The sequence below is a fragment of the Bradyrhizobium sp. BLXBL-03 genome, assembly GCF_051853015.1.
Classification (GTDB): Bacteria; Pseudomonadota; Alphaproteobacteria; order Rhizobiales; family Xanthobacteraceae; genus Bradyrhizobium; species Bradyrhizobium manausense.
Genome location: NZ_CP182470.1, coordinates 3,179,008 through 3,201,991, shown reverse-complemented (window position 1 = coordinate 3,201,991; position 22,984 = coordinate 3,179,008). Strand labels below are relative to the sequence as shown.

Genomic DNA, 22,984 nt, shown 5'->3' with positions numbered 1-22,984 from the left:
TATGAGTGAAGTCGACGCGCTTTTCGTGAAGCGCGCCTTGAGCGCGATATAGCGGAGATCACCGCCAGCCCCTCCCCCTACCTTGGCGCGGCCAGCCCCCATACTTTCGTATGGGCGCGGCGGCCGATAGGTCGCCACTGCAAGAAGCCCGCGACAAAATTGCGTCGCAATTTTGCGCAGGCGATGAAGTAATGACGGAGTAGGGAGACGCCTATTGCCGCTTGCGCTCGTTCGCCGGTGCCGGCTTCGGCGGCTCGGCCGGAGGCGGCGCTGCGGCTGGTGCGCTGTTGCTGGCGCCGAACAGCACGCGGGTCGGGTTGCGATCGAAATTGTTCACGGCACGGCTGATGTCGCCGAGGGTGCGGCGACCGTCGGTCATCAGCGCACCGGAGCGCTTGTCGAAATCCTCGGCCAGTTCGCGGATCGACTTCACCGTCAGGAACAGCTCGCCGCCATCCTTGCCGCCGGCAAGCGTATTGAGGCCGAGCATGAGGTTGTCGGCCTTCAGCATCACGCCGTCGACCTTGGCCATTACGCCATCGATCTTCTCAGAATTGCGCGCGAGCGAGTTGGTGAAGGTCTCGAGATTCTTCAGCGAGTTCTTCACCGACTCCTGATTGTCGGCGACGATCTTGTTGATGTTCTGCAGCGTGCCGCGGATCGCCTCGGTGACGTCCTGGAGCTTGTTCGGATCCGCTGTCAGCGTCGGAATGCCGTCCTCGTCGAGCGGCGGCGGCGGCGCGGCCTCCTCGCCGCCCTTGAGCGAGATCGCGGCGACGCCGGTCAGGCCCTGGAATTCGAGGCCGACCAGGGTGTCCTTGCGCAGCGGCGTGTTGTTCTCGATCATGGCGAGTGCGACAACCCGCCGCGGATTGTCGAGCTTCACCGAGACCACCTCGCCGACCCGGATACCGTTGAAATTGACGCTGCCGCCGTTGCGCAGGCCTGCCGCCGGGCCCTCGAACACGACACGGAAGGGGCTGCGCTGCTTGGTGGTGTGCAGCGACTGGAACCAGAGCACGAAGCCGATCGCAGCCGCGATCACCGCCAGCGTGAAGGATCCGATCAACACATAATTCGCCCGCGTTTCCATCAGGTGCTCCGGCTACTCAACTCATCACTGCGCGGGCGCGCTTGCCATGGAAATACTGCCTCAGCCAGGGATGCTGCGAGGCCTGCATGTCGGCAATCGACCCTGCCGCAATGATCTTACCGTTCCCTAAAACGGCGATGCGGTCGCAAGCTGTGTAAAGGCTGTCGAGGTCGTGGGTTACCATGAAAACGGTCAGCCCCAAAGTCCGCTGCAGCGTCCTGACCAGCTCGTCGAAGTCGCCGGCGCCGATCGGATCGAGGCCCGAGGTCGGCTCGTCGAGGAAAACGAGATCAGGGTCGAGCGACAATGCGCGGGCGAGCGCGACGCGCTTGATCATGCCGCCGGACAGTTCCGAGGGGAAACGCTCGGCCACCTCAGACTTGAGGCCGACCATCGCGAGCTTGGCCATGGTGATCTCGTCCATCAGCCGCTGCGAGACACGCAAATACTCGCGCATCGGAAACTGGATGTTCTGCCTGACGGTGAGCGAGGAGAACAGCGCGCCTTGCTGGAACAGCACGCCCCAGCGCCGCTCGACATTGCGGCGCTGCGCGGTGTTGGAGGAATCGAGGTCGACGCCGAACACTTCGATGGAGCCCGCGATCTTCGGTACGAGGCCAACGATGGTCCGTGTCAGCACCGACTTGCCCGCGCCTGAAGGACCGACAAAGCCGAGAATCTCGCCGCGCTTGACGTCGAGGTTGAGCCCGTCGAGCACGCGCGTTGCGCCGAACTGCACGGTGATGTCGCGGACGCGGATGATGGGGTTTTGAATCGCGCTTTGCGTGTCTTGCGCCATCGTCACATCCCGATCGAGGCGAAGAAGATGGCGAACACGCCGTCCATCACGATGACGAAGAAGATGCCCTTCACCACCGAGGCCGTGGTGTGCTGTCCGAGCGATTCCGCGCTGCCCTGCACCGCGAGGCCCTCGACGCAGGCGACGATGCCGATCACCGCGGCCATCACGGGCGCCTTGACGATGCCGACGATGAAATGATCGATCGAGATGGCATCGCGCAGGCGCAGCAGAAACGCTTCGGGATCGACGCCGCCATAGAGCCAGGCGACGAGGCCGCCGCCGTAGAGCGCGGCCATGGCGCCCAGGAAGGCGAGGATCGGCAGCGCCAGCACCAAGGCCAGCATGCGTGGCAGCACCAGCACCTCGATCGGATCGAAGCCCATGGTGCGCAGCGCGTCGATCTCCTCGCGCATCTTCATCGAGCCGAGCTCGGCGGTGTAGGCGCTGCCCGAGCGGCCCGCGACCATGATCGCGACCAGGAGCACGCCGATCTCGCGCAGCACCAGGACGCCGAGCATGTCGACGACGAAGATGTCGGCGCCGAAGCGGCGGAAATGGAAGATGCCTTGCTGGGCGATGATGCAGCCGATCAGGAAGGTGATCAGCACGATGATCGGCACCGCGCGCCAGCAGACCTGCTCCATGTGGTGCACGGTCGAGGTCAGGCGGAGCGAGCGGGGATGGATCAGCACATGAACGCCCGCCGCAAGCACGGCGCCCAGCATGTCGATCAGGCCGGCAAAGGTGCCGCCGACACCGGCTACGGCGCGGCCGATCTGCTCCAGCATGCCGGTGATGGTGATCCTCGACGTCTCGGCCACGGGGCTCGCACGGACCCGGCGCACCTCGTCGACGAGGCTCGAATAGTTGGCGGAGAGCCCCGCGATCTGCGCCTCGACGGCGCCTTTCGTCAGGCTGCGGCGGAGCCGCTCGATCAGCCAGGCCCCGAAGGTGTCGAGCTTGGCAACCTCGGAGACGTCGATGAAGATGTTTTGCGGGCTGCCGGCGAGCTTCTCGGCATCTGCGACCATCCGCTCCAGGGCCGGCGCGAAGCTCGCGGTCCAGGTCCCGGTGGCGCAGAGGGCCAGCGCATTGCCTTTGGCAATCCGTTCCAGCTTCGGATCGCCGCTCAAGGTGTCCGCTCCCATACGACCAGGGCGGAGGAAATCAGATTGTTGCGCACACGCCCGTACCCGGAAAAGGTATCCCCATTTGGTTAATATTAGTTGCTAGAGGTAACCGCCAGGTTCAGATTTCGCCAGAGTTCAAAATGACTTCCAGCAAAGTTCCTGCCTTTGCCGCGCGAATCGAGCGGTTTCCGATCGCCGGCAGTTTCACCATCAGCCGGGGCGCCAAGACGGAAGCGGTGACCGTGGTGGCCGAAGTGAGCCAGAACGGCCTCGTCGGCCGCGGCGAATGCGTGCCCTATCCGCGCTATGGCGAGACCCCGGAGGCAGCCCTTGCGGCCATCGAGGCCATGCGGGCGCCCGTGGCGGGCGGGCTGACGCGGCAGGCCCTCCAGGCCGCCATGCCGCCGGGAGCCGCCCGCAATGCGCTGGATTGCGCCCTGATCGACTTCGAGGCCAAGGCGGCCGGCCAGCGGGCCTGGAACCTGCTGGACCGCCCGGAGCCGGGGATGCGCACCACCGCCTATACGATCTCGCTGGGCACGCCCGAGGCCATGGCGGCGGCAACCGCCAAGGCGGCGCACCGGCCACTATTGAAGATCAAGCTCGGCGGCGACGGCGATGCGGAGCGGATCGCGGCGGTGCGCAAGGCCGCTTCCGAATCCGAGCTGATCGTCGATGCCAACGAATCCTGGACCGAGGCCAATCTGGAGGCCAACCTCGCGGCCTGCGCTGCCGTCGGCGTCACCATGGTGGAGCAGCCGCTGCCGGCGGGCAAGGACGAGGCGCTGGCGCGGATCAAGCGGCCGCTCGCGGTCTGCGCCGACGAGAGCGTGCATGACCGCAGCTCGTTGGCACCGCTCCGCGCGCGCTACGACGCGGTGAACATCAAGCTCGACAAGACCGGCGGCCTCACCGAAGCGCTCGCCATGGCCGATGCGGCGCAGGCACTCGGCTTCGAGATCATGATCGGCTGCATGGTCGCGACCTCGCTCTCGATGGCGCCTGCCATGCTGGTGACGCCGCAAGCGCGCTTCGTCGATCTCGATGGTCCCCTGCTGCTCGCCCGCGACCGCGATCATGGGCTTCGTTACGACGGCAGCCTGGTCTATCCGCCTGATGCCGCATTGTGGGGCTGATCCTTCAGCCGATGCCGCGCCGACCAGATCAGAAGCGCGCCGGCCGCGGCCATCCCCGCCATGACGTAGTACAGCCCCTCGCCATAGCGTGCGTAGATCGCGCCTGAGATGATCGACGTCGCCGAGCTCAACAACCCGGTGGTCGCCGCGTAGTATCCCTGTGCCCGCGCCATTTGACGGGGCGGCACGTGATGCACCAGGAGAGTCATCACGCCAACCTGAGTCAGGCCGAAGCTCAGGCCATGTCCGAGCTGCGCGATCGCAAGCAGGCCGATCGGCGGCTCATGCGCGGTGATCGACCAGCGCATCACCGCACTCAAGCCTCCGATCACCACCAGCAGCGCGGGATGCAACGAAAAGCGCGGCGACACCGCGAAGACGACAATCTCGGCACACACGCCGAGCGCCCACAGCCCCGCGATGGTCAATCCGCCAAGACCATGGCTCTGCCAGTTGATCGAGGCGAACGTGTAGTAGGCGACGTGGCTGGACTGGATCAGCGCGGACGAGACGATGATGGCGAGGAAGCCCGCGTCGCGCAGCAGAGGCCTGCCGCCCTCCGCCACCCCAGACGTTCGCGGCACCTCCTCCAGCGGCTGCAGCGAAAGCCCTGTCAAGGCCGAGATCGTCGCCATGGCGACAATGATCCAGATCAGCTGGCGCGCTGCAATCAATTCGATCAACAGTCCGCAGGCGAGCGCACCGAGGATGAACGCGACCGATCCCCAGAGTCGCACGGGTCCATAGTCGAATTTGTAGCGGGCGACGCCGCGCAAGGCGTAGGCATCGGTGAGCGGCGTCAGCGGAGTCCAGCAGCAACAGGTCACGATGTAGAGCACCAGCACCGGCAAGGGCTGCTGCTGGGTGCCGACCAGCATAAAGAGAAGCGCGGTGGCGGACGCCGTCAGGATCATCGCGCCGCGCAATGCGCGGCGCCGTTCGGCAAGGCCGGTCACGAGGGGCAGCGTCGTGAAGCGCGTGACGGCGGGGACGGCGCTGATGATTCCGATCCAGCCCGGCTCGATGCCGATGGCCTTCAACCACACCGTGAAGAACGGCAGATGGGTGCCCAGGACACCGTAGGACGTGCCGTAGAACAGCGCGAGACTCACGGCGAATCGCCGCTTGACCGCCGCTGGCGTGGGGATTTGTGATTCGCTCTGCATCAAACCAATTGCGATTCGGTCGATATCGTGGTGATCGTTACAGTAACGCGCACTGATTTGCGCGACGAGATTGTCATGGCCAACGAAGCATTCGCCCTCTCGCCCATGTCTGCCCGCGCGGCCGAGCCGAACGAGCAGGATTACGACGCGATCCGCGAAGCCTTCATGGAAACGGCGCGCGGCCGCTGGTTCCTCGGCGAATACGCCAAGCGCAACCGCAACGCCGACACAAGCATGGTGCTCGATGCGGTCGCGAAAATCGAAGAAGCCCTTGCGGCACAGCGACAACCCGTCGTCGAGGATCGCCTGCCGGAAGCGCTGGTCGCGATCCGCCGCGCGGTCGAGGACGCGGAAGGCGCCGTCGCCAAGGCGTTCGATCCCGCTGCGATCGAAACGAGCCTTGCGCCTGTGACGCGCGGCGTACGCATCATCAAGGAGATCTCCTGGCGCTGGCGCGAGATCGGCGCCGACGGGCGAATCTGCGACCTGATTGATTCGCAGCTCGCCTCGATCGAAGCGGCCTGCGCCCAGGTGTCGGGGATCGATCCGCGCGGCGACCTCAAGGCCGCCTTCGATCTGCTCAGGGACCGGATCGAGCAGACGGACGCTGGGGGCGCTGCTGCACAGCAGGCGACGGCGCGACCTGCGCCCGAGCAGCCGGCGCCGACGGCGGCTGAGGCACCTGTTGACGAAGCGCGACCGGCGAGGGCGAGCGAACCACCCGTGGCTCTTATGGAGATGCCGCAGGAGATCGCTCCCGAGCCCGAGGCAGTCGCCGACATCAGTGGCATCGCCGAGGACGCGATGACGGACGTCGCGATCGCGCCCGAGATCGTTGAAAGCCACGCTCCCGCCGTCGAGGAGAGCTTCGCCGCGGTCGAGGACAACCTCGCCGGTCCCGCAGACGTCGCCGAGATCACCGACGAATTCTCCCTTCACGCGGCCGCTGAGGCCGAGGACGACGCCATCCTCGACGCCATCGCGCTGGAGATGGCCGCGCCCGATCCGGAGTTCGACGCGATCGTCGAGCCCATGGAGATGGGTGCAGCAGTTCCCGAGCCGATGCCGGAGCAGATGCCCGCGGAGATCGCGGAACCGGTCGCCGAGCAGCCGCCGATCGCGCCCCATATTGAGGAGCCCGAGGTCGAGGAGCCCGTCGTCGAGGCGCCGATCGCGATGGAATCGCTCGCGCGCTTGACCGATGCCATCGCGGAAGCCGCCGCCGAAGTGATGGAGCAGCCGGCCCCCGCCATGGCGGCCGCAGCATTCTCTGGCGGAGCCCCCAGCGCAACGCTGCCGTTGCCGTCGCCCCTGCCCGAGCCCTCGCTCGGCGCCACCATCCTCGCCAGCGGCATCGTGCAGAAGCCCCGCCCCGCCGCCAACGACGCGCTCGCCCCGATCCGCCGCATGACCCAGGCCGAGAAGATCGCGTTCTTCTCGTAGCGGCGTTTGACGCACCCCTGCACCACTGCCGTAGGGTGGGCAAAGCGAAGCGTGCCCACGCATTGTCCGTGATCGAAAGAGATGGTGGGCACGGCGCTTCGCGCCTTTGCCCACCCTACAATTTCCAAGCACTTGGCGAGTAGCTGAGACCAGCGTGATCTAGATCACGCCCCGTCCAGGGTGATCGCGATCACGGACCACGCCTTCGAACGCGACCTAGTCTCCTCGCAACCAATCTCGCATCGAGATGAGTGCCAAAGGAGCACGCCATGTTCCGCCTGAAATCCGCCGTGATGACTGTTGGCCTGCTGGGAAGCCTGTTCGGCTTCGCCTGCGGGCCTGTTTCTGCGCAAGTTGCCCCCGTCACGCCCGCCCCGACCACGCTGCAAGGCCCGGAGCAGCGGGTGGCGCTGGTGATCGGCAATTCGAACTACCAGAACGCGCCGCAGCTTGCGAACCCCGACAATGACGCCCAGTCGATGGCGCAATTCCTCAACTCCGCCGGCTTCGAGGTGATCTCCGCCACCGATCTCGGCCAGAACGACATGCTGCGCGTGGTGCAGGATTTCTCCGCGAAAGTGTCCGCGCGCGGACCGAACACGGTGGCAATGGTCTATTACGCCGGTCACGGCGTGCAGCTTGCCGGCGAGAACTATCTCGTCCCCGTCGATGCGAAAGTCTCGAACCAGACCGATCTCGTCAACGACTCCGTTCGCCTCGTCGACGTGATGTCGACGCTGGAGACGATCCCGAGCCGGATGCGCATCGTCGTTCTCGACGCCTGCCGCGACAACCCGTTCCCCAACGTGAACGACGCCGGCCGGGGCCTTGCCATCGTCGATGCGCCGAACGGCTCGATTGTCGGCTATTCGACCGCGCCGGGCGCCGAAGCCCTCGACGGCACGGGCGGCCACAGCCCCTATACGCAGGCCTTCCTGAACGTCGCGCGCGAGCCCAACGTGCCGATCGAGCAGCTGTTCAAGCGCGTGCGGCTCGCGGTGAACCAGACGACCAGCGGTGCGCAGGTCCCCTGGGAGAGCTCCTCGCTGACCTCCGACTTCACCTTCTTCGGCGACACGGCCGTGGCCGCGAGCCGTGCGCCGGTGCATGCGCCGGTGGTGCAGATGGCCTCCAACCTGCCGAGCCGCTCGGCACGCCAGGCCTATGATTACGTGCTGTCCGAGGGCAAGCCGGAATATTATCAGGAGTTCGTCGCGATGTATCCGCACGACCCGCTATGCGATCACATCCGCTGGCTGCTGGCGAACCTGCTGATCTCGCAGGCCTGGCACGAAGCGGTGCTCGCGAACTCGCCGATCGGCTACCAGACCTTCTACAGCCACTACAGCAACAGCCCCTATGCACAAGCCGCGCTGAAGCTCGAGGCGCAGCCCAAAATTATCCCGCTGCTGCAGGCGACGAAGTTCCTGGCTCCGCAGAACATTGCCCCGACCTTGAAGATCGGCAATCTCGGTCAGCCCAAATACATGCCGCTGATCCAGCAGCAGGGCAATGGCGGCTCGCCGACGAACGGCAACCTGCCGATCGTGCAGAAGCCGGTCGATGGCAGAGTGATCAGCAAGATCGTCACCCTGCCGGCGCCGACCAAGACCACGACGAACAATACTCCCATCGGCAAGATCGTGACCCTGCCGGTGACCAACACCACGCCGAACACCGGCAACAACAATGCCGGCCCGGCGGGCAAGATCGTGAGCATGCCGGTGAATATCGGCAAGGGTGGTTCGACAGTTGACGTCAAGAGCACCGACGTGAAGCCGACGAATGTTCAGCCTCAGAATCAGCCGATCCGCGTCAACAACGGCAACACCGGCATCGTGAAGCTCAACAACAACCCGGTGAACAAGGTGCAGGTGCAGAACGGCCAGGTGAACAACCGCCCGCAGTTCAATGCGATCGGCAACGGCGGCGGCAACAACAACTTCCGCCAGTCGATGAACCAGTCGCCCGCGATGAACGGCGGCAACAACCACCGCGGCTTCATGCATTGATCGCGATCAGGGAAACGACAAAGGGGCAGAGCGGCAACGCTCTGCCCCTTCTTCCTGTCAACAAGTGCGAAAAGTATGTGAGGCTAGCTTCACCTCTCCCCTCGGGAGAGGTGATCTGAGTTCCCTCGCTCGCACCGTTCAATCGGAATCAAGCCACCAGCTCGGCGAACAGATCCGCATCGACATTGCCGCCCGAGAGCACGATGACGACGCTCTTGCCGGCGACATCGAGACGTCCCGCCAGCAGCGCGGCAAGGCCGACCGCGCCGCCCGGCTCGACCACGAGCTTCAGCTCGTGATAGGCGAAGGCAACCGCCGCGCCGACTTCCTTGTCCGACGCGGTCACGCCGCGCGCCAGCAGCTTGCTGTTGATCGCAAAGGTCATCTCACCGGGGATCAGCGCCATCAGCGCATCGCAGATGGTGCGGCCGGCGGGCGGGTGCGGCTCGCGATGGCCTGCGGTCAGCGAGATGCCGTGATCGTCGAACGCTTCCGGCTCGGCCACCACGATCTGGGCCTGCGGATAGCGCGCCTTCACGGCGGTGGCGACGCCCGCGATCAGGCCGCCGCCGGAAGCCGGCGCCACCACGATATCGGGTGAGAGGCCGAGCGCTGCCATGTCCTCCGCGATCTCGCGGCCGGCGGTGCCCTGGCCGGCAATCACGAAGGGATCGTCATAGGGCCGCACCAGCGTCGCGCCGCGCTTCTCGGCGATGCCGCGCGAGATCGCCTCGCGGTCGTCGTTGTAGCGGTCGTACAGCACGACCTCGGCGCCATAGGATTTGGTGCGCTCGCGCTTCGACAGCGGCGCGTCCGCCGGCATCACGATGGTCGCGTGCATGTCGAGGATTTTTGCCGCCGCCGCCACGCCCTGGGCGTGGTTGCCGGAGGAGAATGCGACGACGCCGCCGGCGCGCTTGTCCTGCGGGATCGAGTACACCTTGTTGAAGGCGCCGCGGAACTTGAAGGAGCCGGTGCGCTGGAGCATCTCCGGCTTCAGGAACACTTTTGCACCGACGCGCTCGTTGAGCACCGGAAAAGACAACAGCGGGGTGCGGACGGCGAAGGGCGCGAGCACGCGCGCTGCGGCGTCGATATCGGCGGGGCCGATCGGAAGGGGCTGTTCGGACATGGCGGGATGTTATCGCGCCCGGCGCGGCACGGGCAAGACACCTCCGCGCGAGGATTTTTCCCCAAAGCGTTTTCGAGCGAAGTGGGTACCGCTTCGCGTGAAGAAAACGCGTCAAAACAAGAATCTAGGCCACGAAGCGCGGCTGTTCCGCCCTGTCCAGGCCCGGCAGCACGGCGCCGACGGCGCGGATGCTGTCGATGAAGGCCCGCGCCGAGGCCTCCCAGGTGTAGGCGGCGGCAAATTCGACGCAGGCCTGCCTGGAGATCTCGAGTGCGGCAAAACAGGCGTTGCGCAGATCATGGTCCAGCGCGCCGACCGGCGCATCGCCGATGACGTCGCGCGGACCCTTGACCGGGAAGGCCGCCACCGGCAGGCCGCTCGCCAGCGCCTCGAGCAGGACCAGGCCGAACGTATCGGTCTTGCTCGGAAACACGAAGACGTCGGCCGCCGCATAGATGCCGGCCAGTTCCTCGCCGTGCTTTTCCCCGAGGAAAATCGCCTCGGGATAGGCTTGCTCCAACGCGTTGCGCGCCGGGCCGTCACCGACGATCACCTTGGTGCCGGGCAGATCGAGATCGAGGAACGCTTCGAGATTCTTCTCAACCGCGACGCGGCCGACCGAGAGGAATATCGGCGCCGGCAGGCAGAGATCGACAGCGCGAGGATGGAACAGATGGGTGTCAACGCCGCGCGGCCACAGCACGACATTGTCGAAACCGCGCTCGTCGAGCTCCCGCGCCAGCGCCGGCGTCGCCGCCATCACGGCCCGGCTCGGGCTATGGAATCGGCGCAGCGCCCGCCAGATCAGCGAACCCGGCACCGGCACGCGGGCGCGGACATATTCAGGAAAGCGGGTATGGAAGCTGGTCGTGAACGGCAGCTTGCGCTGGCGGCAATAGCGGCGGACCATCAGGCCGATCGGCCCCTCCGTCGCGATATGGATGCTGTCGGGCCGCGCGTCCTCGATCAGCTTTGCAATGCGGGCCGGGCGCGGCATTGCCAGCCGAACGTCGCGATAGCTCGGCATCGCGAAGGTGCGGAACGATTGCGGCGTCAGGAACGTGAACTCGAGGTCGAGCGATTTGGCGGCATCAGCGAGCTTGGTCAGCGTCCGAACCACACCGTTGACTTGCGGGTGCCAGGCATCGGTCGCGACCAGGATGCGCATCAAGCTGCCCTTGCTGCCACTTGCTGCACTTGTGCGGGTTTCTGCAGATGATCCGCCCAGGTGATGATCTCGAAATGGCCGTCGTCGTGCTCGACCAGCGCGGTGCAGCTTTCGACCCAGTCGCCGCAATTCATGTAGCGGATGCCGTTCTCGTCGCGGATCACGGCATAGTGGATGTGGCCGCAGATCACGCCGTCGGCGTCATGGCGCCGCGCTTCGGCCGAGAGCGCCTGCTCGAACGCGCCGATATAATTGACCGCGTTCTTGACCTTCTGCTTGGCCCATTGCGACAGCGACCAATAGGGCACGCCGAACAGGCGGCGGAAGAAGTTGACGAAGCGATTCATCTGGATCGCGAAATCGTAGGCCTTGTCGCCGAGATGGGCGAGCCAACGCGCGTTCTGCACCACGAGGTCGAAGATGTCGCCGTGGATGACGAGATAGCGCTTGCCGTCCACGCCGGCGTGCACCGTGTTCTCGACGACGTCGATACCGCCGAAATGCGTGCCATAATAGTTGCGCAGGAACTCGTCGTGATTGCCGGGCACGTAAATGATCTTGGCGCCCTTGCGCGCCTTGCGCAGCAGCTTCTGCACCAGGTCGTTGTGCGATTGCGGCCAGTGCCAACTCGATTTCAGCGCCCAGCCGTCGACGATGTCGCCGACGAGATAGATCGTATCGGCGTCATGGTAGCGCAGGAAGTCCAGCAAAAGATCGGCCTGAGAGCCGCGGGCTCCGAGATGAACGTCGGAGATGAACAACGTGCGAAAGCGCCGCTCCGGGCTCTCGTCACTCACATCGTAACTTCCCATGCGCCAGCCTGTAACCGTGTCCCGTGACAGGGGGATGACCGATTGAACCCTTGAGGCCCCTCAAATACGAATCGAACCTTGCCTCGCCCTCCGCGCGAATATCAGTCGCATGCGACAATCAGGCGACATGGTCGGGCAATGATGGCCCGCAAGACCGCAGACCCCCCGGCCTCATTGGTTAATATCGGGACAGACGGCGCCAGCAGGACCCCGGCGTCAGTAAAACTTGTGGAAATGATGGATCGGCCCGTGGCCATGACCGACGCTGAAACGGTCGGCAGACCCGATCGCCGCGCTGATCCAGCCTTTGGCGTTGCGTACCGCCGTCGCGAGATCCTCGCCCTTGGCGAGGCCCGCCGCCACCGCTGACGACAGCGAACAGCCGGTGCCGTGGGTGTTGCGGGTGGCGACGCGCGGTGCGGCGAGCGCCAGCGTGGTGTCCGCAGCGACGAGATAATCGGTGCTCTCCGCGCCCTCGCCGTGCCCGCCCTTGATCAGAACCGCGCGGCAGCCAAGCGACAGCAGGCGGCGTCCCTGGCTTTCGATCTCGGCCTCGCTTCGCGCGATCGGTTCTTCGAGCAGCGCGGCCGCCTCCGGCAAATTGGGCGTGATCACGGATGCGAGCGGCATCAGTTTTGCGCGCAACGCCGTGACGGCCTCTGCGGCGAGCAGGCGGTCGCCTGATGTTGCGACCATCACGGGATCGAGCACGACATGGCGAGGCTTCCAGCGCGCCAGCGCAGCAGCGATCGCATCGATGCTCGCGGCCTGCGCCACCATGCCGATCTTCACCGCGGCGACATCGAGATCGGAAAACACGGCATCGATCTGCGCTGTGACGAACGCTGCCGGCACCGCGTGAATGCCGGTGACGCCCTTGGTGTTCTGTGCCGTGAGCGCCGTGATTGCGGATGCGCCGTAGACGCCGAGCGCAGCAAAGGTCTTCAGGTCGGCCTGAATCCCGGCCCCGCCGCTCGAATCCGAGCCGGCAATGGTGAGCGCCACGGGCGTCGTCATCGCATATTCCTGCTCGAAAAGGACATTGGCCATCGCCTGTCCTAGCGCGCCGGCGCAGCCCCAGCAAGCCGGCGAATCAGGCGGAGCCGGCGCTGCGCGGGATTGTCGTCCCGTAAGCGTGCATATCCTGAGAAAATATGACCATGGCATCGACCGGCCTTGGCGCCCGAGTGTGCAAATGACACGTTAGTGAGTGGATTCGTTCAGCGACGCCAAATTGCGGTCCGGCTTCGGCCGCAATCCTCTCGGGAAGAAATCATGTGGGCCTTTTTTCAACGTCTGCTCGATTCGTCGACGCTTTCACCGCACGGCATCTGCCTGTTGTGGGAGCCCGAGCTGATCTGGCTCCACGTCGCCTCCGACGCCGTCATCGCCGCCGCCTATTTCTCGATCCCGTTCGCCCTCACCATTCTCGTCACCAAGCGGCGCGACCTCCAGTTCGGCTGGGTCTACTGGGCGTTCGCGATCTTCATCATGGCCTGCGGCCTGACGCATGTGCTGTCGATCTACACGCTCTGGGTTCCGATCTACGGCATTGAGGGCATGGTCAAGGCGGTCACGGCCGCGGCCTCTATCTTCACCGCCGGTGCACTATGGCCGCTGCTGCCGAAGATCCTGACGATCCCCTCCCCGTTCGAGCTGCAAAAGGTCCAGGCAGCGCTCGAGGAGGAAGAGATCAAGAGCCGGGACGCGGCGCTGCTGCTCAAACAGGTGGGGGAGGCCCAGCGCGCGATGCGCGAAAGCATGACGCGACTCACCGCTGTCGTGGAGACTGCGGTCGACGGCGTCATCCTGTTCGACGCGCAAGCCCGCATTCTCCTGTTCAACCCTGCCTGCGAGCGGCTGTTCGGCTATCGCGCCGACGAGATCATGAATTGCGACATCGGCATGCTGATGTCCAATGAGGAAAGGCCCTCCTCCGCAGCTCATGCGCGGCGTTTCGCAACCGGCGAAGCCGTCGGCCTGCGCAAGGATGGCTCAACGTTTCCGATGAACCTCTCGGTGGGCCAGGCATGGCAGGATGGCGAGCTGATCCACGTCGGCATCATCCACGATCTGACCACGCGCAAGCTCACCGAGCAGCAGCTCCAGCAGGCACAGAAGATGGAGACGGTCGGCCAGCTCTCGGGCGGCATCGCCCACGACTTCAACAATCTCCTCACCGTCATCATCGGCAACGCCGAGCATCTCAGCGAGCAGCTCAAGGCGCGGCCCGATCTGCGGCAATTTGCCGACGACATCTGCGAATCAGGCGAACGCGGTGCGGAACTGACGCAGCGGCTGCTGGCGTTCAGTCGCCGCCAATTGCTCCAGCCGCGTGCGATCGATTGCGGCGAGCTGATCCTGTCCATGCTGAAACTGCTCAAGCGCACCTTGCGCGAGAACATCGAGATCAGGACGACGGTCGGTCCCGGCACCATCCAGGCCTTTGCGGACCGCGCCCAGCTCGAATCCGCCGTGCTGAACCTTGCGCTCAACGCGCAGGACGCGATGCCGTCAGGCGGACATCTGACGCTGAGCACGGAGATCGCCGCGATCGACGACGACTATCGCGCCCTTCACCCGGAGGTCGCATCCGGAAGCTATGCGCTGATCTCGGTCACCGACGACGGCGAAGGCATGCCGCCTGAGGTCATCGAGCGCGCGTTCGAGCCGTTCTTCACCACCAAGGAGGTCGGCAAGGGTTCCGGCCTCGGGCTGAGCATGGTCTATGGCTTTGCCAAGCAATCCGACGGCCATGTCTCAATCTATAGCGAACAGGGCCTGGGGACGACGGTCCGGATCTACCTGCCCCGCCCCGGCGGCGGACAAGGGCTGGCCGACATGCCCGAGACTGACGAGGCTGCGCCGCGCGGCCGTGAGACCATCCTGATCGCGGAGGACGATCCGTTCGTACGCTCCTCGGTGATCCAGCGGGTGGAGGCGCTGGGCTATCGCGTCGTCGCCGCCGTCAATGGCAAGGAGGCCTTGCACCGGCTGCGCGCGGATCCGGGCATCGACATGCTATTCACTGACATCGTCATGCCCGGCGGCATGAGCGGCTGGGAGCTCGCCGAGCAGGCCCGGCGTATCAGGCCCGGCCTGCCGGTGCTGTTCACCTCGGGCTATGCGCTGGAGACCCTGGTCGAGCAGGGCCGCGCGCAGGCTGAGGCCGTGGTCCTGACCAAGCCCTATCGCAAGGCCGAACTGGCCCAGCGGCTCAGGGATGCCTTCGCAGCAGCGGTGGTGGCGTCGTAAACCCCGGACGGCTCTCTGGCGGTCGGCCGGCCCGCTTGCTAAATCGCGCCGGTTTTGGCCTATTAGCCGCCAAGACATGTCTTCGGAGTTGACTGCAATGGTTCCTTTCTTTGTCCAGATCAAATGCAAGCTTGGTCAGTCCTACACGGTGGCCAATGCGCTCGCCGAAGCCGAGATCGCCTCCGAGATCTACTCTACCGCCGGCCAATACGATTTGCTGGTGAAGTTCTATGTCGACAAGGACACCGACATCGGCCACTTCGTGAACGAGAAGGTTCAGGTGCTGCCCGGCATCCAGGACACGCTCACCATCATCACCTTCAAGGCGTTCGGCACCGGCTAGAGCATGATCCGGAAAAGTGTGAAGCGGTTTTCCCTCGCGACATCAGCGGAACGCGTTTGCGCGGAGATCATGCTCAAACAAAGAGCTAAAGCGCGATGACGATTCAACCCGATCTCATCGCGCTTTAGCCGCACGCGCTCAGCCGCCGCCCTCCTTGCGCTTGGGCGGCGTCGGGCCATCGACCGGGGGCAGCGACTTCAGGTACGCCGCCATCGCGGCGCGATCCTCCGGCTGCAACTGCGCGAGGTTCTTGATCACCGGCCGCATCGCGCCCGATGCGCTGTCACCCTCGGGCATGTCGCCGGTCTCGAGGAAGTCGGCGATATCCTTCTCGCTCCAGCTACCTAAGCCCTTCTGCGTGATGTTCGGCACCCAGCCCTCGCCTTCGGGATTGGGACCGCCGGCAAAGCGCTGCGAGCTGATGACGCCGCCGAGAACATTGCGCGGACTGTGGCATTCGGCGCAATGGCCAAAACCATTCACGAGGTAGGCGCCGCGATTCCACTGCGCGGAGCGCGTTGCGTCAGGCAAGAACGGCCTGACATCCATGAACAGCAATTTCCAGATGCCGACATTGCGGCGGATATTGAAGGGAAACGGCAGTTCGTGGTCGCGCACGCGACCCGAGACCGGCGGCAGCGTCTTCAGATAGGCAAAGAGATCGCGGACATCGTCGACCTCAGCAAGATGATAGGACGTGTAGGGAAATGCCGGGAAGTAGTGCCTGCCCTCGGGCGAAATGCCGCGCATCACCGCATTGACGAAATCAGCCTCGCTCCAGCGGCCGATGCCGTCGGTGGGGTCAGGCGAAATGTTCGGCGCATAGAACGTCCCGAACGGCGAGCCCAGCGCGAGCCCACCGCCGAGCTTCAAGCGATCCGGCTGGTTGGGCACGGCATGGCAGGAGGAGCAGCCGCCCGCATTGAACAACTCCTGCCCATTGGCGAGATCAGGCTTGCGCGTCGGCGCCGGCAACGCCAAGGCGCTCGGCGCGGTCAGCCACCAATAGACGGCAAAGGCTGCGACAGCAGCGATCAAAGTAACGTAAATTGTTCGTCGCAGCATGAAGAATCCCGTTGAGCTCAAGCGTATTTACGGGTCATCCCGCCGCAGCTCCAGCCACGAATAATTTAGATGGTGTGACTGTAATCCGGGAATAAAATCGCAGTCGCACTGTTTGCAAGGTGACAGCAATCGGGCGTCAACAGGGAGAGACCCATGAACAAAGCGCTTTTTGCCACGCTGGCACTCGGAGCTGCCGTCGCATTCGCAGGCCCGGCCAGCGCGGAGAAGCTGAAGGCGACACTGGACGGGAAGTCCGAAGTGCCCGCCACCACCACCAGTGGCACCGGCACCGCCGATATCGACTATGACGCCCCAACGAAAAAGCTGTCCTGGAAGGTGACCTATTCCGGCCTCTCCGGCCCCGCCACTGCCGCTCATTTCCACGGCCCTGCCGAGGTCGGCAAGAACGCCGGCGTCGCGATCCCGATCCCGGGCATCGCCAACAGCCCGGCCGAAGGTTCGGCGACGCTGACCGACGCGCAGGCCTCCGATCTCCTGTCCGGCAAGCTCTACGTCAACATTCACACCGCGGCCAACCCGGGCGGCGAAATCCGCGGCCAGGTGACGAAGTAGAAATCATCAAGACCTCATCGTTGAAGGCCGGGCGCGAGCGTCCGGCCTTTTGATTCCGAAACGACAGGTGATGCCCGTGCACTCAAGCCGCACTCAGCGCATGCTCGAGATCGGCGATCAGATCGGACGGATTTTCGATGCCGATCGACAGGCGGATGGTGCAATCGAGCACGCCGATCTTGCGGCGGATATCGGCGGGAACGCCGGAATGAGTCATCGTCGCCGGCAGGCTCGCCAGCGATTCCGTGCCGCCGAGGCTGACCGCGAGCTTGAGGATCTGCAAGCCGTTGAGAAACTTCTCCGCCGCCGCCTGGCCGCCGACGATGTCGAACGAGAACGTCGATCCCGCGCCTGAGCATTGCCGCGCGAACACGCGCCCCGAGGGCGAGGTCTCCTCGTAATGGCCGAGATAATGAACCTTCGCCACCTTGGCGTGATCGCGCAGGAAATCCGCGACGAGACGCGCATTGCTGTTGGCCTTCTCCATGCGCAGGCTGAGGGTCTCGAGCGAGCGGTTGATCATCCAGCAGGAATGCGGATCGAGCTGGGTGCCGATGGCACCGCGCAGCGCCTTGATGCCCTTCATCACCGCCTTGGTGCCGAGGGCTGCGCCCGCGATCAGATCGGAATGGCCGCCGACATATTTGGTGAGCGAGTACAGCGAGATGTCGGCGCCATGCTCGATCGGCCGCTGAAACACCGGGCCGAGCAGCGTGTTGTCGCAGGCGATGATCGGCGTGGTGCCCTGGGCCTTGCCGATGCTGTCGGCGACGCGGCGCATCAGCGCGATGTCGACGAGCCCATTGGTCGGGTTGGCCGGCGTCTCGACCAGGATCATCGAAACCCGCCCTCGACGCATGGCCTCCTCCGCGGCCTGGTTGACCACCGCCTCATCGACGCCGTCGGCAAAGCCGACCGCGCCGATCGAGAAGCGCGACAGTGTGTTCGTCAGCAGGGTTTCGGTGCCGCCATAGAGCGGCTGCGAGTGGAGAATGACATCGCCCGGGCGGACGAACGCCAAAATCGTCGTCGAGATCGCCGCCATGCCCGAGGAGAACAGCGCGCAGCTCTCGGTCCGCTCATAGACCGCGAGCCTGTCCTCGACAATCTCGCTGTTGGGATGGTTGAAGCGCGAATAGACGAGCCCGGCGCCCATCCCCTCCGGCGGCTCGCGCCGGCCGGCGACGTAGTCGAAGAAGTCCTGCCCGTCCTCGGCCGTTTTGAACACAAAGGTCGAGGTCAGGAACACCGGCGGCTTGATGGCGCCTTCCGACAGCTGCGGATCATAGCCATAGGTCAGCATCAGCGTTTCCGGATGCAGCATATGGTTGCCGATATGGGTTTTCGACGGGAACGGTTTTGCCATGGCCTGTCTCGCTGTTGCCTGCGATCGCCGCCCGCGGCGCAACTCTCGATAGCGTCAGGCATCAACGCCGCGGCGGCGCGAGCAAACATAGTCCTTCTGACGGCCATGCGTCAGGGCAAGCGGACAGAATTTGGCGATGTGATCGAAAAAGGCGCGAGCCCAGTAGCCCGGATGGAGCGCAGCGCAATCCGGGACAGGGCTATCCGCATCGACGGCTGCCCCGGATTTCGCTTTCGCTCCATCCGGGCTACGAAGTCAGCGAGCTGCTCGCCTTACTTCAGCTTCAGCCGATACGTCTCGTGGCAATCATTGCAGCGGTCGTTGATGGTGGTGTAGGCCGCCTTGAGGCTGGCGACATTGTGGATCTTGCCCTTGACGTCGGCGATCGCCTTCTGCACCGGCGGGATTTTTGATTCGAAATCAGCCTTCTGCTGCCACACCTTTGGCGACGAACCATAGGTGGCGTTGACCACGTCCTGCTTGGGGTTGACCTCGAAGGTCTTGGCAATCTTGGCGACGTCCGTCTCCAGGCTGGCGATTGCCTCGTCGACTTGCTTCTGGTTGTAGGGAATGTCGCCCTTCGTCATCTTGAGGATCACGCCGTACATGCTCTTGGCCTGCGAGCGCATCAGATTGTCCTGCTGGACGGCGACCTCCTGCTGCGCCATCACGGCGCCTGCACCCAGAAACAGGGTGCCCGCGACAACAAACATTCGTTTCATGAGTCTTCTTCTCCGGCTCGCAAGTCGGTTGGGGGAACAGGCCATTGATGGTTAGAACCCGGCCGCGGGCGATTATTCCCACCGCGAGCCGGGCGCGACGCCTTACAGGCTGTGGCGGCGGTGGTGCTCGTTGATCGCGATCCACACCCGCTCCGGCGTGGCCGGCATGTCGATGTGATCGATCTTGTATTCGCGCCAGAGCGCATCGACGATGGCGTTGACCACGGCCGGGCAGGACCCGATCGCGCCGGCCTCGCCCGCGCCCTTCACACCCATCGGATTGGTCGTGCAGGGAATGTTGTGGGTCTCGAACACGAAGGACGGGCCGTCCGCCGCGCGCGGCAGCGCGTAGTCCATGTAAGTCGCGGTGATGAGCTGGCCATCGGTCGCGCCATAGACCACCTGCTCCATCAGCGCCTGGCCGATGCCCTGCATGGCGCCGCCATGCACCTGGCCCGCCAGCAGCAGCGGATTCAGCGTCTTGCCGAAATCGTCGACGATCACGTAGTTGACGATTCTGATGATGCCGGTGGCCGGATCGATCTCGACCTCCGCCAGATGCGTGCCGTTCGGGTAGGTGCCGTCAGCGCTGGCGAAGGTCGCGCTGCCATTCAGCTTCGACGGATCGACGCCGGGCCGCTTGGCGAGATCCGCGAACGAGATCGAGCGGTCGGTACCGGCGATCTTGATGATGCCGTCGGTGATCTCGAGGTCACCGGCGCTGGCTTCCAGCGCCTGCGCCGCGATCTCCTTGAGCTTTTGCCCGAGCTCGCGCGTGGCGCGCTCGACGCTGACGCCGCCTGATGGAATCGAGGCCGAGCCGCCGGTGCCGAGGCCCGTGGCGATCTCTGCCGTGTCGCCCTGGCGGACGTGGACGCGCTCCGGCGCAACGCCGAACTGCTCGGCGACGATCTGCGCATAGGCGGTCTGGTGGCCCTGCCCGCTCGACTGCGTGCCGATCAGGACGGTGACGTCGCCATTGGGGTCGAGCCGCACATTGGCGGTCTCCTCGCCCATCACGCCGCAGATCTCGACATAGCTCGCAAGGCCAATGCCGCGGATCAGCCCGTGCTTCTTCGCCGCCTTGGCGCGTTTTCCGAATTCCTTCCACTCGCCGATTTCCATCGCGCGCTTCAGATGCGCAGCGAAATCGCCTGAGTCGTAGACCTTGCCGGTCGCGGTCTTGTAGGGCAGCGCCTTCGGCGGGATGAAGTTCTTGCGACGAATCGCATCCGGCGTCATCTCGAGCTTGCGCGCACAGGCATCGACCAGGCGTTCGATGACGTAGGCGGCCTCAGGCCGGCCCGCGCCGCGATAGGCATCGACCGGCACGCTGTGGGTGAAGATGGTGCGCACCCGGCAGTGGAAAGCCTGGATGTCATAGAGGCCCGGCAGCATGCCGGCGCCGCCGTGCGGGATATAAGGCCCGAAGGTCGACAGATACGCGCCCATGTCGCCCATCAGGTCGCAATCCATCGCCAGGAACTTGCCGTCTTCAGTCAGCGCCATCTTGGCGGTGGTGACGTTGTCGCGGCCCTGCGCATCGCCCATGAAGTGCTCGGAGCGATCGGCCGACCATTTGACGGCCTTCTTCAGCTTGCGCGCGGCGACCGCCATCAACGCGTATTCGCGGTACGGGAACAGCTTGGTGCCAAAGCCGCCGCCGACGTCGGGGCAGATCACCCGCATCTTGTCGGTGGGGATGTTCAGCACGTTCTGGCAGAGGATGTCGCGCAGACGGTGGCTGCCCTGGCTGCCGACCGTCAGGGTCAGATGATCGGCCTTGGCGTCGTATTCGCAGACCGCCGCGCGCGTCTCCATGAAGCTCGCAACCACGCGCGGATTGACGATGGAGATTTCGGCAACCGTATGCGCCTTGGCGAAGGCGGCTTCAGTCGCTTTCTTGTCGCCGATCGAGACGTCGAACAGCACATTGCCCGGCTTGTCCGGCCAGACCTGCGGCGCGCCTTTCTTGACGGCGTTGACGACGCCGGTCACCGCCGGCAGCGGGCTCCATTTGACCTCGATCGCCTCGATCGCGTCGCGGGCCTGGTCGATGGTCTCGGCAACCACGAAAGCGACGGCGTCGCCGACATGCCGCACCTCGTCCTTGGCCAGGATCGGGTAAGGCGGGCCGGTGAACGGATCGGTCTCCAGATTGAACAGGCAGGGCAGATTGCCGAGATCGCCGACCTCGGCCGCGGTGAGAATCAGTGCGACCCCAGGCAGCGTCCGGGCGCGGCTCGCATCGATGGTGAACTTGGCATGGGCATGCGGCGAGCGCAGCACCAGGCACCGCAGCGCAGCCTGCGGCGTGTAATCGTCGGTATAGCGGCCCTTGCCGCGGATCAGCGCGTCGTCCTCCTTGCGCAGCACGCTTTGGCCTACGCCGAATTTGATGGGGGCTGCCATTGTCTTGTCCCGTCCTATGGTTGTTTTGCCGGCATATTGCCGTGGAAAAAGAGGCAGTGCAAACGGGTTTAGGCAGGCGGGCCCCGCGAAAAAACGACCCGTGCCTTGCGCCTCAGAGCGGGATCGGACGGAACGGCCGCAGTGCAGTCATTTCCCTGTGGGAGTCAGGCCCCAATGGAAGCCGGGCTGTCGGGGCCGGCGCTAGCGCTGAATTTCCTCATCATCAGGTAATGGTCATAGGTGGCATCACCGATGCGAATGACACTGGGATCGGTGCCATAGATCTCGAAACCATTTCGCTGATAAGTCTTGATGGCAGCAACCGCCGTCGATCCCACGGCAAGGTGCACCTGCTCGACACGCGCCTCGGCTCGGGCAAGAAGCTCCTTGACGAGCCGATTTCCGACACCCTTGCCGCGTTCGTTCTCCCGCACATAGACCGAGAAGATATGTCCCCTATGCTGCGATTTCCTGTATCGCGAGACATAGAAGCCCGCCACTCCGATCAGACCCTCACAGCCAAACGCGCCAAGGATCGTCTCGCCGAGCCATTGGCGATAGGCCACCATCATCACCTCGCCGCCTTCGTCCTCTTCAGGAGAACCAAACGTCTGAGGATGCGCCCGAATTGCCTCCGCGCGAATCTCGCGAAGGCTTTCCAGATCATCGACAGTCAATCGCCGGATTTCACAATCCGCCTGAGGAATGACCGTATTTGAGACCATGATATCGGCCTTTCTCTTGTCTTGGCGCGGGATGGTCATTCACATCCCACGGCCGCTCCATAGATACTTCGTGCTATCCCTCAGATTATCGATGGCACGCTGAGGCGAGAGGTAGTCGACCTCGCCGCGCGTCAGGCCGATATCCATCAGCTCCCTGTCGCTCAGATCCTGCAAGGCAGGCTGCGGGTTCTGGCGCCGCGCCAGAAACGCAAGCCAGGCTCGCTTGAGCAGACCGAGGAGGCCAGGCGTCGATGCGGCCGTTGGTCCGGCAGCATCCAGCACAGCGCCGTCCAGCGCAGACGCAGACGCCTTGAGGCGCTCCGCCAACGCCTGGTCGATCGCGCTCTTTGCCTGGACGATCGAGAGCGTGAGGCCGCGCCTTGCGGCCTCGCCCTCAATTCCCGGCGAGATATCCGTGAGTTGTGGTGGCATCGTATGCTCCTGCTGTTGTGCCGGCAGGGAGCGTGGCCAAACAAAAGGCCCCGTCCGATGCCGGCGGGGCCTGGTGGAAGAGATGTCGTCGTCGAATTGCTAGCGCACGACTCCTTCCACGGCCCAACCGAAGCGGGTCATGTTCCAGAACTTGATTTGGCGCGAGCATTTCATCATGAGCAGCCAATAGCACGACA

General features: G+C 64.6%; 20 protein-coding genes. 6 read left to right on the top strand and 14 right to left on the bottom strand.

What is annotated here, in order from left to right:
• Nucleotides 1-211: 211 nt before the first annotated feature.
• The 3 genes from ACNJX9_RS15190 to ACNJX9_RS15180 are packed head-to-tail and all read right to left on the bottom strand — an operon-like array spanning nt 212 to nt 3,028.
• Entirely contained in the window at nt 212-1,093 is an 882-nt protein-coding gene (locus ACNJX9_RS15190; protein WP_057749055.1) for an MlaD family protein, read from the bottom strand.
• Between the two features lie 16 nt (nt 1,094-1,109).
• Nucleotides 1,110-1,892 carry an ABC transporter ATP-binding protein gene (locus tag ACNJX9_RS15185; protein ID WP_439409432.1) on the bottom strand — a complete coding sequence of 261 codons (783 nt, stop codon included), beginning with the start codon at nt 1,890-1,892 and terminating at the stop codon, nt 1,110-1,112.
• 2 nt (nt 1,893-1,894) lie between these two features.
• Nucleotides 1,895-3,028, bottom strand: coding sequence for an MlaE family ABC transporter permease (locus ACNJX9_RS15180; RefSeq protein WP_439409431.1), 1,134 nt, complete (start codon nt 3,026-3,028; stop codon nt 1,895-1,897).
• A gap of 137 nt (nt 3,029-3,165) precedes the next feature.
• On the opposite strand from ACNJX9_RS15180, the gene dgcA reads away from it, so the two are divergent.
• On the top strand, nt 3,166-4,161 hold the full coding sequence (gene dgcA / locus ACNJX9_RS15175) for an N-acetyl-D-Glu racemase DgcA (RefSeq protein ID WP_439409430.1): 996 nt from the start codon (nt 3,166-3,168) through the stop codon (nt 4,159-4,161).
• Here dgcA and ACNJX9_RS15170 read toward each other — a convergent pair.
• Nucleotides 4,131-5,327, bottom strand: coding sequence for an MFS transporter (locus ACNJX9_RS15170; RefSeq protein ID WP_439409429.1), 1,197 nt, complete (start codon nt 5,325-5,327; stop codon nt 4,131-4,133). The genes dgcA and ACNJX9_RS15170 overlap by 31 nt on opposite strands.
• Before the next feature lie 75 nt (nt 5,328-5,402).
• Here ACNJX9_RS15170 and ACNJX9_RS15165 point away from each other — a divergent pair, with 75 nt between their 5' ends.
• Both ACNJX9_RS15165 and ACNJX9_RS15160 read left to right on the top strand, forming a co-directional pair.
• Nucleotides 5,403-6,770: a hypothetical protein gene (locus ACNJX9_RS15165; RefSeq protein ID WP_439409428.1), complete on the top strand. Its 1,368-nt coding sequence runs from the start codon at nt 5,403-5,405 to the stop codon at nt 6,768-6,770.
• Between the two features lie 269 nt (nt 6,771-7,039).
• On the top strand, nt 7,040-8,782 hold the full coding sequence (locus tag ACNJX9_RS15160; RefSeq protein ID WP_439409427.1) for a caspase family protein: 1,743 nt from the start codon (nt 7,040-7,042) through the stop codon (nt 8,780-8,782).
• A gap of 148 nt (nt 8,783-8,930) precedes the next feature.
• Here ACNJX9_RS15160 and ACNJX9_RS15155 read toward each other — a convergent pair whose 3' ends face one another.
• The 4 genes from ACNJX9_RS15155 to thiD form a co-directional block, all read right to left on the bottom strand.
• Nucleotides 8,931-9,914 (bottom strand): threonine/serine dehydratase, encoded by a 984-nt coding sequence (locus ACNJX9_RS15155; protein ID WP_057749039.1) that lies wholly within the window; start codon nt 9,912-9,914, stop codon nt 8,931-8,933.
• A gap of 124 nt (nt 9,915-10,038) precedes the next feature.
• Entirely contained in the window at nt 10,039-11,082 is a 1,044-nt protein-coding gene (locus ACNJX9_RS15150; protein WP_439409426.1) for a glycosyltransferase family 4 protein, read from the bottom strand.
• Nucleotides 11,082-11,894 carry a UDP-2,3-diacylglucosamine diphosphatase gene (locus ACNJX9_RS15145; RefSeq protein WP_439409425.1) on the bottom strand — a complete coding sequence of 271 codons (813 nt, stop codon included), beginning with the start codon at nt 11,892-11,894 and terminating at the stop codon, nt 11,082-11,084. The genes ACNJX9_RS15150 and ACNJX9_RS15145 overlap by 1 nt, the downstream gene beginning before the upstream one ends.
• Nucleotides 11,895-12,110: 216 nt before the next feature.
• The gene (gene thiD, locus ACNJX9_RS15140) at nt 12,111-12,911 is read right to left on the bottom strand and encodes a bifunctional hydroxymethylpyrimidine kinase/phosphomethylpyrimidine kinase (RefSeq protein ID WP_439410064.1); all 801 of its coding nucleotides are present in this window, start codon (nt 12,909-12,911) and stop codon (nt 12,111-12,113) included.
• Between the two features lie 258 nt (nt 12,912-13,169).
• Between thiD and ACNJX9_RS15135 the strand changes: the two genes are divergently transcribed.
• Nucleotides 13,170-15,149, top strand: a complete 1,980-nt coding sequence (locus tag ACNJX9_RS15135; RefSeq protein ID WP_439409424.1) for a PAS domain S-box protein — start codon at nt 13,170-13,172, stop codon at nt 15,147-15,149.
• Nucleotides 15,150-15,246: 97 nt separating this feature from the next.
• A complete protein-coding gene (locus ACNJX9_RS15130; protein WP_018642903.1) occupies nt 15,247-15,492 on the top strand; it encodes an Lrp/AsnC ligand binding domain-containing protein in 246 nt (81 codons plus the stop codon).
• Nucleotides 15,493-15,630: 138 nt separating this feature from the next.
• On the opposite strand, the gene ACNJX9_RS15125 is transcribed toward ACNJX9_RS15130, so the two are convergent.
• Complete coding sequence (locus ACNJX9_RS15125) at nt 15,631-16,557, bottom strand: c-type cytochrome (protein WP_271599881.1); 927 nt, start codon at nt 16,555-16,557, stop codon at nt 15,631-15,633.
• Between the two features lie 153 nt (nt 16,558-16,710).
• On the opposite strand from ACNJX9_RS15125, the gene ACNJX9_RS15120 reads away from it, so the two are divergent.
• The gene (locus tag ACNJX9_RS15120; RefSeq protein ID WP_057749031.1) at nt 16,711-17,130 is read left to right on the top strand and encodes a CHRD domain-containing protein; all 420 of its coding nucleotides are present in this window, start codon (nt 16,711-16,713) and stop codon (nt 17,128-17,130) included.
• Between the two features lie 82 nt (nt 17,131-17,212).
• Here ACNJX9_RS15120 and ACNJX9_RS15115 read toward each other — a convergent pair whose 3' ends face one another.
• From ACNJX9_RS15115 to ACNJX9_RS15095, 5 genes are all read right to left on the bottom strand, one after another.
• The gene (locus ACNJX9_RS15115) at nt 17,213-18,496 is read right to left on the bottom strand and encodes a cystathionine gamma-synthase family protein (protein ID WP_439409423.1); all 1,284 of its coding nucleotides are present in this window, start codon (nt 18,494-18,496) and stop codon (nt 17,213-17,215) included.
• A 272-nt stretch (nt 18,497-18,768) separates the two neighbouring features.
• Nucleotides 18,769-19,218, bottom strand: coding sequence for a cytochrome c (locus ACNJX9_RS15110; RefSeq protein ID WP_439409422.1), 450 nt, complete (start codon nt 19,216-19,218; stop codon nt 18,769-18,771).
• A 102-nt stretch (nt 19,219-19,320) separates the two neighbouring features.
• Complete coding sequence (locus tag ACNJX9_RS15105; protein ID WP_057749022.1) at nt 19,321-21,630, bottom strand: xanthine dehydrogenase family protein molybdopterin-binding subunit; 2,310 nt, start codon at nt 21,628-21,630, stop codon at nt 19,321-19,323.
• A 164-nt stretch (nt 21,631-21,794) separates the two neighbouring features.
• Nucleotides 21,795-22,394: a GNAT family N-acetyltransferase gene (locus tag ACNJX9_RS15100; protein WP_439409421.1), complete on the bottom strand. Its 600-nt coding sequence runs from the start codon at nt 22,392-22,394 to the stop codon at nt 21,795-21,797.
• Nucleotides 22,395-22,787, bottom strand: coding sequence for a DUF1127 domain-containing protein (locus tag ACNJX9_RS15095; RefSeq protein ID WP_439409420.1), 393 nt, complete (start codon nt 22,785-22,787; stop codon nt 22,395-22,397).
• Nucleotides 22,788-22,984: the final 197 nt, after the last annotated feature.